This window comes from Nonomuraea fuscirosea (assembly GCF_035917475.1).
GTDB lineage: Bacteria > Actinomycetota > Actinomycetes > Streptosporangiales > Streptosporangiaceae > Nonomuraea > Nonomuraea fuscirosea.
In genome coordinates, this window is the sequence record NZ_CP109074.1 from 8,551,622 (window position 1) to 8,562,761 (window position 11,140).

At 69.8% G+C, this 11,140-nt stretch carries 13 protein-coding genes; 9 read left to right on the top strand and 4 right to left on the bottom strand.

Annotated elements, in window-relative coordinates; genetic code table 11:
- Window position 1: 1 nt before the first annotated feature.
- The 3 genes from OIE67_RS38880 to OIE67_RS38890 are packed head-to-tail and all read right to left on the bottom strand — an operon-like array spanning window position 2 to window position 2,741.
- Window positions 2–733 carry an SDR family NAD(P)-dependent oxidoreductase gene (locus OIE67_RS38880; protein ID WP_326629877.1) on the bottom strand — a complete coding sequence of 244 codons (732 nt, stop codon included), beginning with the start codon at window positions 731–733 and terminating at the stop codon, window positions 2–4.
- A complete protein-coding gene (locus OIE67_RS38885) occupies window positions 730–1,860 on the bottom strand; it encodes a mandelate racemase/muconate lactonizing enzyme family protein (protein WP_326629879.1) in 1,131 nt (376 codons plus the stop codon). The genes OIE67_RS38880 and OIE67_RS38885 overlap by 4 nt, the downstream gene beginning before the upstream one ends.
- Window positions 1,861–1,862: 2 nt before the next feature.
- The gene (locus OIE67_RS38890; RefSeq protein WP_326629881.1) at window positions 1,863–2,741 is read right to left on the bottom strand and encodes a dihydrodipicolinate synthase family protein; all 879 of its coding nucleotides are present in this window, start codon (window positions 2,739–2,741) and stop codon (window positions 1,863–1,865) included.
- Window positions 2,742–2,880: 139 nt separating this feature from the next.
- On the opposite strand from OIE67_RS38890, the gene OIE67_RS38895 reads away from it, so the two are divergent.
- The 7 genes from OIE67_RS38895 to OIE67_RS38925 are packed head-to-tail and all read left to right on the top strand — an operon-like array spanning window position 2,881 to window position 9,690.
- Window positions 2,881–3,699 (top strand): IclR family transcriptional regulator, encoded by an 819-nt coding sequence (locus tag OIE67_RS38895; RefSeq protein ID WP_326629883.1) that lies wholly within the window; start codon window positions 2,881–2,883, stop codon window positions 3,697–3,699.
- Window positions 3,696–5,135: an ABC transporter substrate-binding protein gene (locus tag OIE67_RS38900; RefSeq protein WP_326629884.1), complete on the top strand. Its 1,440-nt coding sequence runs from the start codon at window positions 3,696–3,698 to the stop codon at window positions 5,133–5,135. Before OIE67_RS38895 ends, OIE67_RS38900 begins: the two co-directional genes overlap by 4 nt.
- A gap of 7 nt (window positions 5,136–5,142) precedes the next feature.
- Entirely contained in the window at window positions 5,143–6,114 is a 972-nt protein-coding gene (locus OIE67_RS38905) for a carbohydrate ABC transporter permease (RefSeq protein WP_326629886.1), read from the top strand.
- Window positions 6,111–6,950 carry a carbohydrate ABC transporter permease gene (locus tag OIE67_RS38910; protein ID WP_326629888.1) on the top strand — a complete coding sequence of 280 codons (840 nt, stop codon included), beginning with the start codon at window positions 6,111–6,113 and terminating at the stop codon, window positions 6,948–6,950. The genes OIE67_RS38905 and OIE67_RS38910 overlap by 4 nt, the downstream gene beginning before the upstream one ends.
- A complete protein-coding gene (locus OIE67_RS38915) occupies window positions 6,934–7,791 on the top strand; it encodes an SMP-30/gluconolactonase/LRE family protein (RefSeq protein ID WP_326629890.1) in 858 nt (285 codons plus the stop codon). Before OIE67_RS38910 ends, OIE67_RS38915 begins: the two co-directional genes overlap by 17 nt.
- Window positions 7,788–8,924, top strand: a complete 1,137-nt coding sequence (locus tag OIE67_RS38920; protein ID WP_326629892.1) for a mandelate racemase/muconate lactonizing enzyme family protein — start codon at window positions 7,788–7,790, stop codon at window positions 8,922–8,924. The genes OIE67_RS38915 and OIE67_RS38920 overlap by 4 nt, the downstream gene beginning before the upstream one ends.
- A 7-nt stretch (window positions 8,925–8,931) precedes the next feature.
- A complete protein-coding gene (locus tag OIE67_RS38925; RefSeq protein WP_326629894.1) occupies window positions 8,932–9,690 on the top strand; it encodes an NAD-dependent epimerase/dehydratase family protein in 759 nt (252 codons plus the stop codon).
- An 87-nt stretch (window positions 9,691–9,777) separates the two neighbouring features.
- Here OIE67_RS38925 and OIE67_RS38930 read toward each other — a convergent pair whose 3' ends face one another.
- The gene (locus tag OIE67_RS38930) at window positions 9,778–9,999 is read right to left on the bottom strand and encodes a hypothetical protein (protein WP_326629896.1); all 222 of its coding nucleotides are present in this window, start codon (window positions 9,997–9,999) and stop codon (window positions 9,778–9,780) included.
- Between the two features lie 93 nt (window positions 10,000–10,092).
- Here OIE67_RS38930 and OIE67_RS38935 point away from each other — a divergent pair, with 93 nt between their 5' ends.
- Together OIE67_RS38935 and OIE67_RS38940 are read left to right on the top strand one after the other, a co-directional pair.
- Window positions 10,093–10,689: a hypothetical protein gene (locus OIE67_RS38935; RefSeq protein WP_326629898.1), complete on the top strand. Its 597-nt coding sequence runs from the start codon at window positions 10,093–10,095 to the stop codon at window positions 10,687–10,689.
- An 88-nt stretch (window positions 10,690–10,777) separates the two neighbouring features.
- Window positions 10,778–10,966, top strand: coding sequence for a hypothetical protein (locus OIE67_RS38940; RefSeq protein ID WP_326629900.1), 189 nt, complete (start codon window positions 10,778–10,780; stop codon window positions 10,964–10,966).
- Window positions 10,967–11,140: the final 174 nt, after the last annotated feature.

The following is an 11,140-nucleotide window of genomic DNA, read 5'->3' on the forward strand; positions in this document are numbered from 1 at the left end:
TTCAGGCATCGTCGTCCAGACGGGCCCTGAGGTCGGCGCGGGCGAAGGCCGCCGGCGAGGTGATCGACAGCCCGCCGTCGACCGGCAGTACCACGCCGGTGATCCCCGAAGCGGCCGGTCCGGCGAGGAAGGCGACGGCCTCGGCCACTTCGGCGGGAGTGATGGTGCGGCGGAGCGGATAGCCGCCGGCGGCGTCGGGCAGGCCGGCTCCGCCGACCATCCCCGGCGCGACGGCGTTCACCCTGACACCCCTGCCCGCGAAATCCAGAGCGAGCTGCCGGACCAGGCCGTCGACCCCGCCCTTGGCGGCGGCATAGGCCGCGACCCACGGCGCGGCGAGGAAGGCGTTCACCGAGGACACGGCGACGATCGCGGCGCCTTCTCCCAGGTAGGGCAGGGCCGCCCGCGCGGTGAAGAAGAACGTGTCGAGGCACCCCGCCAGCGCCGCCCGCCACTGGGCGTCGGTGGTGCGATCGGCGCGGGCGATGGGCATGGAGCCTGCCGCGGGCACCAGCACGTCGAGGCCGCCCATCACCTCGGCGGCCGTGGCGATGGCCGCCGCCGCCGCTTCTGGATCGGCGCAGTCGGCGGCCAGGTCGGCCGCCAGCACGTGGTGATCAGACTTCTCCAACGAGACGCCCACCACCTGCGCTCCGCCGGCGGCGAAGCGCTCGGCGATCGCCCGCCCGATGGCTGTGGACGCACCGACCAGCGCCACTTTGCGCGCGCTCATGCGGCCATCAGCTTCTCCACCTCCGCCGCGTCCACCTCGATCCCCAGGCCCGGCCCTGACGGGAGCGCCATGCCCGTCGGCGCCGCCTCCAATGGCTCCGACAGGATGCGGTTGACCTCGCCGAACAGTGTCGGATGGTACTCGAACGCAAGCAGGTTCCCCGCTGCGGCGCTCACGTGCAGGCCCGCGGCCACCGCGATGCCGAGCCCTACGGAGTGGTGCGGCGCCACCGGGAGATGGTGCGTCTCGGCGTACTGCGCGATGGCCAGCCCCTCGGTGATTCCGGTGCGTCCGATGTCCGGCTGGAGTACGCCGACGGCACGCGCCTCGACGAAGGGGCGGAACTCGAAGCGGTGCCGCATGCTCTCACCGGTGGCCACCGGGAGGTCCAGCCGGGCGGCGAGGTCGGCGTGCCCCGCGACGTCCTCGAAGGCCAGCGGCATCTCGAAGAACCAGGCGTCCAGCTCCACCAGCGCGCGGCCCAGCCGGATCGCGTCGGCGAGGCCGTACACGCCGTGCACGTCGACGGCCACCCGGAGATCGTCGTGCACGCTGCGCAGGGCAGCCACGCTGGCGATGTCGGCGCGTACGCCGTAACCGAGGCCGACCTTCACCTGCCGGACCCCCTGCGCCACCCAGTCACGGGCCTGTGCCACGCGGTCGGCGTCGTTCTTGCCCGGCAGGCCGGACACATAGGTGGGCACGACGTCGCGGTAGGCGCCGCCCAGCAACCGCGCGACAGGTTGGTCCATCAGCTTGCCGGCCAGGTCCCACAGCGCGATGTCGACCGCCGCCAGTGCGTCGGCCTGGTGGCCGCCGAGATGACCGCGCTCGCGCATGAGATCGCGCAGCCCGTCGACGTTGGGCCGCACGGCGAGGGGATCGGCGCCGACCAGGACCGGGGCGAAGAGCTGCGCCACGACCCGCGCGGGCACCTCAGGCGCGACAGGGGCCAGTGCCTCCCCCCAGCCCTCCGCGCCGTCGTCGGCGGTGATGCGCACGACCAGGGTCTCGCGACGGCTGCCGTAGATGCTCGGCCAGGGCGGCCGGGTGCCGTACGACCGCGCCACACCGTCCTCGCGGGGCAGGGACAGGGGATAGACGTCCACATGCTTGATGGTGGCCATGGTCAGGACTTCCTCACGTCGATCGGCAGGGGGGCCAGGATCTCGTCCAGCAGGGCCGCGCCCGCGGCGTCCAGCGGCCGGGCGGGCGAGCGCACGACGGCGTGGTCGATGATGCCGCGTCGTACCAGCACTTCCTTGTGCACGGCCCAGGCGATGCCCTGCTGCAGCCCGTGCAGGATGAGCGGCAGCAACCGGGCGAACGACTCTCGGGCATCGGCCGTCCGGCCGGCGTTCCAGTCGGCCAGGATCGGCGCGAGCAGGTCGGGGAACTCGCACGCGGGCATCGTCCCGACAGCTCCGCGCGCGTACTCGTCGAGCATGAATTGCGCGTTCATCCCACCGAGGACGGCGAACTCCTCATCGCCGAGCGCGGCGGCCACGGCCCCGACCTTCGGCACAGTGGGTGGCGACTCGATCTTCACAGAGGTGACGCGGGGCAGCTTGCTCAGCTCGACGACGAGTGCGGGTGACATGGCAACGCCGGTGACCCCTGGCGCGTCCTGCACCATCACCTCGCGCCCCACGCCGCCCAGCAGTCCGTAGAAGTCGATGAGCTGGTCGGCGCCTGGTTTCACCATGAAGGGCGGCAGCACCATGAGCGCGTCCGCCCCGTCGGCCGCCTGGCGGGCCTGTTCGAGAGCCGTGACGGTCGACGTGCCGTTGACCCCCACGACCACCGGAACCCGGCCGCCCGTCACGTCGCTGACGTCGGCCAGGATGGTCCGCCGCTCGGCCGCGGTCAGTGCGAACCCCTCGCTGGCCATGCCGAACACGGCCACGCCGTCGACATCGGCGGCCAGCTGGAACTCCACGAGCCGGCGCAGGCTCCGGCGGTCGAGGGAACCGTCGGGCAGGAAGGGCGTGGCCAGGATCGGGACCAAGCCCTGGACTGTATGGCTCATGCGTTGTGGGACCTCTCCGCATCACAAATCGGCATCATGCATCCACGAATGGATTGACCTTATGCAACATGTGCGTAATCTTCCCACATAATGCATGAAACGTTCAATTATCGGAGACATGTTGGCTTCTGATCCAGGAACCAACCAGAGCGTGGAGAAGGCCGCACTGATCCTCTCCGCCTTCGCGGGCGGCCGGCTGCTGCGGGTCTCCGACGTCGCCAAACACGCCGGTCTCGGCCAGTCCACGGCCTCCCGGCTGCTGGCCACGCTGGAGTCGCTGGAGTACGTCGAGCGCGACCCGGTCAGCGCCCTGTACCGGCTCGGGCCCGCGCTCATCACGCTGGCCGGCATCGCCGTCAACCAGAATCCGGCGCACCGGCAGGCGCGCCAGCCCGCCCAGGATCTGGCGGCGGCGCTGGGGCTCGGCGTCAACGTCGCCGAGCGTCGCCAGGAGTCGCTGTTCTACCTCTGCAACTTCGAGGGGCGCCGCGCGCCCAGGTCGTTCGCGCTGATGGGCCAGCGTAACCCCCTGCATGCCACCGGCCTGGGCAAGTGCCTGCTGCTCGGGCTGAACCCCGCGCAGCGCCGCACCCTCGTGCCCCACCTGCATCGGTACACGCCCTACACCATCACCACCCATGACGAGCTCGACCACGCCATCAACGAGGTGGCCATACGCGGTTACGCCACCGAGACCGAGGAACTCGCGCTGGGGCGCGCCTGCATCGCCGCCCCGATCCTCGACCGCGCGGGATCCGTGGTGGCCGCCATCTCGATCTCCGGTCCACTGTCCACTCTCGACCTCGCCGAGCGGGAGGCCCTGCTGGCCGGCACCGTCATCGAGGTCGCCGACTCGATCAGCGTCGGGCTCGGCTACCTCGTCCCTCCGCACGTCCCTCGTACCCACCCCCCACGTCAAAGGGAGCTCGACTCATGACCTGCACAAGACGCGCCCTGCCCTGGGTGGCGGCGGCGCTCGCGTTGACCACCTCCTGCAGCCTGGTCGGCGCAGGAGGCGAGGAAGCCGCCTCAGGCTCGAAGGTCACCATCACCATCGCGCTCGTGCCGGACCCGCCAGGAGCCAGCGAGTTCTACCGGCAGCAGTTCGACCAGTTCCAGGCCGCAAACCCCGGCATCGCCGTGAAGATCGTCGAAAACCCTTCCGACCAGCAACTCAGCGCCATCGAGCTGATGTTCCAGCAGGGCAACGCGCCCGACGTGTTCCGCGCCCAGGACAACGGCATGGACCGGCTGCTCGAACGCGGCTGGGTCGCGCCGCTGGACCAGTACGTCACCCCGGAGTTCCTCAGCCGCTTCCCCGAAGGCTCAATGCAGCCGAGCAGCTCGGGCCTGCACCGTGACGGCAAGCTCATGAGCCTGCCACTGGTGTGGGGCAACTGGTCGGCGCTGCGCGTCTTCATCTACAACAAGGCCACCCTCAGGGACAACGGTTTCGCGGACCCGCCCAAAACCTGGTCGGAGCTGGAGAAGATGGCCGCGGCCATCACGAAGAAGGGCGGCGGTAAAACCTTCGGCTACTCCCCCGCGGCCGCGAAGGCACCCGCGGTCGAGATGCTGGCCAACACCGCCGTCCCCTACTCCGTCACCGCCAACGGCATCGACTTCCGCACCGGGCGGGCGGCCACCGCCAGCCCAGGCCTGGTCGAGTCGGTCGAGTTGCACCGCAGAATGCATGCGGACGGCGTCATGATGCCCGGCTGGGAGAGCTGGGACGGCAATCGCGCGTTCACCGAGTTCGCCGCGGGCAGGCTGGCGATGTATGCCAGCCCGCCGTGGAACGTCGCCGAGATCCGCAAGCTCAACCCGTCGATCGAGATGGGCGTGTCGGCCATCCCGGTGCCGGACGCGGGTCGCGGCGCCTACACCGCCCTGCCTCAGTCCTTCGGCCCGCTGTGGGGCATGTCCGCCCAGTCGAAGCATCCCCAGGAGGCGTGGAAGGTGATGGACTTCCTCGCGTCCAAGGGCTTTCACCAGGCGTACTACACGAAGTTCGGCACCTTCACCGCGCTGGAGAGCGCCTGGAAGGATCAAGCCGCGAAGAACCCCGACCAGAAGGCCATCCTGGACGTCGCCGCCGAGACACTGCGTCCGGCGCCCAACCCCAAACTCGCGACCAAGGGCGGGCTGGCGATCCTGACGGCCCGCGAGGCCAAGCCAGAGTTGCGGCACGTCGACGCCGCCGTGGCCGCCATCGTCGGGAACAAGCCGTTCCTCCCCGTCGCCAAGGAGATCGACACGAAGATCGAGGCGCTGATCGACGAGACCGTCGCCGCGAGCAGCGGCACGGCTTCGCGCAAGGACATCACGTTCCCCGCTTGGGACCCGCTCAAGCCGTACAAGCCGGAGCAGTGACCGCGCCATGACGACAACGCAGACCCGGGGCGGCGCCGCACGCGCGCCGTCGGCGCCGCCCCCGGCCCGCCGCCCGCCGGGCAGGCTCAGGAAGCACCTGTGGAGCTACGTGTTCCTCGTCCCCATGGTGCTGCTCTTCGGCGGCTTCACCGTCTGGCCGATGATCGCGAGCTGGTGGTACGCCTTCTTCGACTGGGACGGCGTGGGCGCCCCCACCAAGTGGATCGGCGTCGACAACTTCGCGGAGGTGCTCGGCAACGAGATGTTCTGGCAGGCCTTCTGGCACTCGTTCCTGTTCTCGGTCGTCGCCATCTGCGTCGAGATGCCGCTCGCGCTGCTGATCGCGATCCTGCTGAACAACCCGAGGCTGCGCGGCCGCAACCTCTACCGGCTCTCGCTCTTCCTGCCCGTCGTGGCCACGACAGCGGTCGTCGGCATCGTCTTCGCCGTGCTGTTCGACCCGGCCGGCGGCTTCGTCAACGACATCCTCATGACGCTCGGGCTGGTCGAGCGGCCGATCAACTTCCTCGGCTCGACCTCCACTGCGCTGCCCACCCTCATGGGCATCGACCTGTGGAAAGGCTTCGGCATCACCCTCATCTACTGGCTCGCCGCCCTCCAGACGGTCCCCAAGAACGTCCACGAGGCCGCCCGCATCGACGGCGCCACCAGCGGCCAGACGTTGCGATACGTGACGCTGCCCATGCTCACGCCGATCGCGATCGTCATCCTGCTGCTGGTCTTCCAACGCAGCCTCAACACCTTCGACCTCGTCCAGGCCACCACTCAGGGCGGCCCGGTCTACGCGACCGACGTCGTGCCCACCTACATCTACCGCTACGCCTTCGACCCGTTCCTCCAGGCCCCCAGATACGGCTTCGCGTGCGCGGCGGGCGTGGTGTTCGGCGTGCTGACCCTGGTCGTCACGCTGGTGCAGGCCCCGCTGCTGCGCCACAGATACCAGGCAGGCGCCGCGTGAACCGCAACCTCTGGCACCGCCACCGGCTCAAGGCCTGGCACCTGCTCCTCATCCCATTCTGCCTGGTCTGGGTCTACCCATTCGTCTGGATGATCTCGGCGTCGGTCAAGTCGCAGCGCGAGATGCTGCTCGGCGGGCTCTCGATCTTCCCCGACGACTGGACGTGGGAGAACTTCGAGCGCGCCTGGACGACCGCGCGGTTCGGCGATTACACGATGAACACCATCACCTACTCGGTCACGGTCGTGGTGCTCGTCCTGCTCGTCTCCTCGCTGGCCGGGTACGCCCTGGCCCGCAAGGATCTGCCGGGCAAGAAGGTACTCGTCGGCATCCTCGTGGTGACGATGTTCATCCCGCACGGCTACACGATCATCCCGACGTTCCTGCTGGTGAACGGCCTGGGCCTGAACAACGGCCTGCTCGGCGCCACCCTCGCGCAGGCCGGTCCGGCGCTCGTGGTGCCGGTCCTGCTGTTCATGGGGTTCTTCGGCGGGATCCCGAAAGAGCTGGAGGAGGCGGCCAGGGTCGACGGCGCCGGCTACCCGCGCACGTTCTTCCGCATCATGCTTCCGCTGGCCAAGCCGGTGATCGGCACGGTGGCGCTGATGCAGTTCATCAGCGCATGGAACGCGTTCTTCATCCCGCTGGTCTTCACGCTCGGCCGTCCCGACCTGCGCACGCTCGGCGTGGGCATGTACAACTTCTTCGGCCAGAACGCGAACGACTGGACCGGCCTGGCGGCCGGTGCGTGCATCGCCGTCATCCCGATCATCGTGGTGTTCCTGTTCCTGCAACGCACGTTCGTCGAGGGGATCGCCGGTGCGGTCAAGAGCTGACGCCGTCTCCGAGGACGCGTACGAGCAGGGAGAGGCGCCCAGGGTCGACCCACGCACCGGCGAGGTGCTGTGGGTCGACATCAAGGCGGGCACCGTGTACCGGGCCCGGCTGGAGTCCGGCATCCTGCGCGTGGTCGCCCGCTACGAGGTGGGCTCGCGCGTCGGGGCGCTCGCGCCGCTACGCGAGCCGGGCGCCGGGTGGGTGATGGCCGTGCAGGACGGTTTCGCGCATCTTGCCGAGGACGGCCTTGTCACGCCGCTCGTGACCGGCCTGGTCGCGGGTCAGGACCAGATGAACGACGGCGTGTGTGATCCGGCCGGCCGGTTCTGGGCGGGCTCGCAGGCGATCCCCCGCGAGCCCCGTGCGGCGTTGTTCCGGCTCGCCGCGGACGGCTCGGTCGAACGGGTGCTGGAGTCGGTCACGGTCTCCAACGGCATCGGGTTCACCGCCGACGGGGCCACGATGTACTACGTCGACACGCTCCCGCACCGGCGACTGGAGGCGTTCGACGTCGTCGGCGGGGAGCTGTCGGGCCGGCGTCCCGTCGCCGAGGTGGCCGGCGGCAATCCCGACGGCCTGGCCGTCGACGACGAGGGTTGCGTATGGGTCGCGGTGTGGGACGGGGCGGCCGTACACCGCTACGCGCCGGACGGGCGCCTGCTGGCCACCGTCGAACTGCCCGTCCCACGCCCGACCGCCGTCTGCTTCGCGGGCAGCACGCTCTTGATCACCACGGCGTGGCTGGGACTGGATCCGGCGCCCGCGGGCAGCGGTCGGCTGTACGCGATCGACGCGGGGGTCGGCGGCCCACCAGCCGCCACCTGGGCGGGAGCGTTGTGAGAATCACCGAGATCGAGCCACTACCGGTCAGGACCGGGGACTCGTCCATCTTCCTCGTCGTCGTGCACACCGACGAAGGGCTGCACGGCCTGGGCGAGGTGGGCATGCGCTCGCGTCCTGAGACGATCCACGGGGCGCTGCGCGACCTGGGCGCGCTGCTCACCGGACAGAACGCCACCCGAATCGACCACCTGTGGCAGCTGATGCGCCGCGGCGGCTTCTTCCCCGCAGGCTCCGACGTCGGAGCCGCCGTCGCGGCGGTGGACATCGCGCTGTGGGACCTGCGCGGCAAGGCCCTCGGGGTGCCGCTGTACGACCTGCTCGGCGGCAGGTCGCGTGACTATGTGCCCGCCTACGTCCACCTGCTCGGCCGCGAACTTCCCGAACTGGTGGACAACGCGCGCGAGCTGGTCGAGCAGGGCTGGCACCATCTGCGCATCGACCTGAGCGATCAGCTGAGCGGTGCGTTCGAGCCCCGGCGCGCGGTCCGCCGCACGCTCGGCCTGGTCTGGGGACTGCGCGAGGCGCTCGGCGACGACGTCGAGTTCCTGGTCGACGTGCACACCCGACTCGACCCCGCCGAGGCGGTGCAGTTCTGCCGCGAGGTCGAGGCGGCGCGGCCGTACTTCGTGGAGGACCCGCTGCGGGCCGAGGCTGTGGACTCCTACCGGACGCTTCGGCAGCGCACCGGCGTGCCGCTGGCCGCGGGTGAGCAGTTCACGAGCAAGTGGGAGTTCCGGCCGCTGATCGAGGGCGAGCTCATCGAGCACGCGCGCGTCGACCTCGCCAACACCGGCGTCACCGAGGGCCGCAAGATCGCCGCGATGTGCGAGGCGCACCACATCCAGGTCGCCACCCACAATCCGCTGGGCCCCGTGTGCACGGCCGCATCCGCTCACGTCAACCTGAGTCTGCCCAACGTCAGCCTGCAGGAGCAGGCTCGCCCTCGCGGCTGGGACGGCGAGGACATGATCCTGGCCGGCCCGCGTGTCGGCGCCGGCCAGGTGGTCCCGGCCGACCTGCCAGGACTTGGCGTGGAGATCGACCTGCGCGCCGCTAGGCTGGCGGCGCAGGTGGACCTGCGGCCGCCACCGCGCCTCAGACGCGACGACGGATCGTTCACGAACTGGTGAGGTGTCCTTGACCACCGTACTGATCACCGGCGCCGCCGGTAACGTCGCCACTCTCCTCCGTCCCGGGTTGGAGGGGTTCGACCTGCGCGCGACCGACAGGCGCGCTGTCGAGGGGCGGGGCATCCGGGCGACCGTCACCGGCGACCTGTCCGACCCGGAGTTCGCGGCGGCGGCCGTCGGCGGCGTAGACGCGGTCGTCCACCTGGCCGCCTCTCCTCTCGCCGGCGCCCCATGGTCCGGCCTGAGCGTCCCCAACGTCGACGTGACCGCCACCGTGCTCGACGCCGCCGCGGCCGCCGGCGTGCCCAAGGTCGTGCTGGCCTCGTCGGTGCACGCCATGGGCGGGTACGTGCGCTCTGGCTCGATGGTCGTCGATCCATCGTGGCCTGTCAGACCGTGTTGCCGCTACGGCGCGACCAAGGCCTTCGCCGAGGCGTACGGCCATGTGATCGCCGCCACGAGCGACACCTCCGTCGTCTGCCTGCGGCTGGGCCTGTGCCTGCCGCAGCCCACGACAACCGGCAACCTGGCCGAATGGCTCGCCCCCGCCGACCTGCAAGGCCTCGTGCTGGCCGCGCTGGCGGCCGACGTGCGTTACGGCGTCTACTTCGGAGTCTCCGCTAACACCCGCCGCCTCTTCGACCTGACCAATGCCCGCGACGAACTCGGCTTTGAGCCCCGGCTCGACTCCGAGGTGTTCACCCGCGAGGTGCGGCCAGGCCCGGCAGGCATCTGCCCGCTGGTCCACCAGGCCGCCTCAGAGTGAAACGTGGTCGCCTGCGAGAGCGGCCTCATCGGCGTGGGCTCCGCCGGCTGACGGCGGCCGGTATGTCCGGGGGCGGCCAGGGAACGATCACCACTCGGCGAAGGAGCCGTCCGGGTGCCGCCACAGCGGGCTGCGCCAGCGGTGCCCCCGCTGCGCCGCCCGCTCCACCTCGGCCTCATCGATCTCGATGCCGAGCCCGGGCCGGTCGGTGCGGGTGGCGTACCCGCCGGGGAAGGTCAGCGGGGCCGGATCGACGAGGTAGCCCAGGACGTCATTGCCCTGGTTGTCACTTTTCGAAGTCGCGTGCACGGATGCTCGAAGTGGTCTGCACGCCGCTGACGGGTCTGCCTGGCGGTGCGACGATGAACGTGATCGTCGACCACGGCCGATCCGGAGGCGTCCATGGATTTTGCGGTCTGGCTGAGCGGCCTGATGGCTCTTGCCGGAGTCGGGTTGGGTGGTCTGCTGTCGTCTCGGGCGCAAGATCGGGCCTGGAAACGCGAGGAACAACGACGCTGGCGAGACGCGCGCCGCTCTACGTATGGGGATTTCGTGGCCGCGGTCAGGCAGTACCGGTTATTCGTGTCCGGGCCAGACGCCGCGGTGGAGGTGTGGATGCACCCTGATGGGACACGTCTGATCCCCGCGATAGGCCCAGGGGGTGCTGACTACCAGACGAAAATGGAGGCATCCTTCACCGCGGTCCAGATGGTGGCCCAAGACCAGGAGACCGTGAACAAGGCACATTTCCTCGCCAGTATCGCGCGCCGTGTCGCGGTCGCTCGCGCCGTCCATGGGCCCGGCAAGGTGCCGAGCGATCTGGATGAGAGCCTGTTCACCGCAGAGCGCGACTTCCTCAACTCCGCGCGCCGCGACCTCGGCCTGCCCGACATGGACGAAGTCCCCTTTCCCGAGGCCCTCGCGGACATCGATGACACTCTGACAGAGGCATACCGCCGCCAGTCCCAGGGGCATCGTGGCGAGCCGAAGTCGCTCTAGGGGCGGCAAGGAAGCAGAGCGGTTCCGGGGGTTGTTCAAGGTCCGATTCTCTTCAGGAAATGATCCTTCCGTGAAGTAACCTGGCGGCATGCCGTCCTCCACCCCCAGCTCGGCTCCACTCAGCCCGGACCCGGATCGCGCCGAAATCACTTCACGAAAGGTGGTCGGGCTGTCTGAGCGCCTCGATCCGGCCGACGACAGCCTCCCCGCGTGGATGGAGCGCTACCTCGATCTCGGGGTCGAGGAACCCAGGAACAGCGGTTGGCGCTCAGAATGATCATGGTGCGGCGGGTGCCAGGTCTCGATGTGGTGAAGGCGAGGGGGCAGACCAAGCACGAGAGAAGGGGTTAGTCATGCCGCTGACCAGGGCGATCACACAGCCCATCCAGGAATGCCGCACGGCCACGATTGGTGGGCGTTCCGCGGGCCCTTTTGTCGTGGTGGCGGGTCG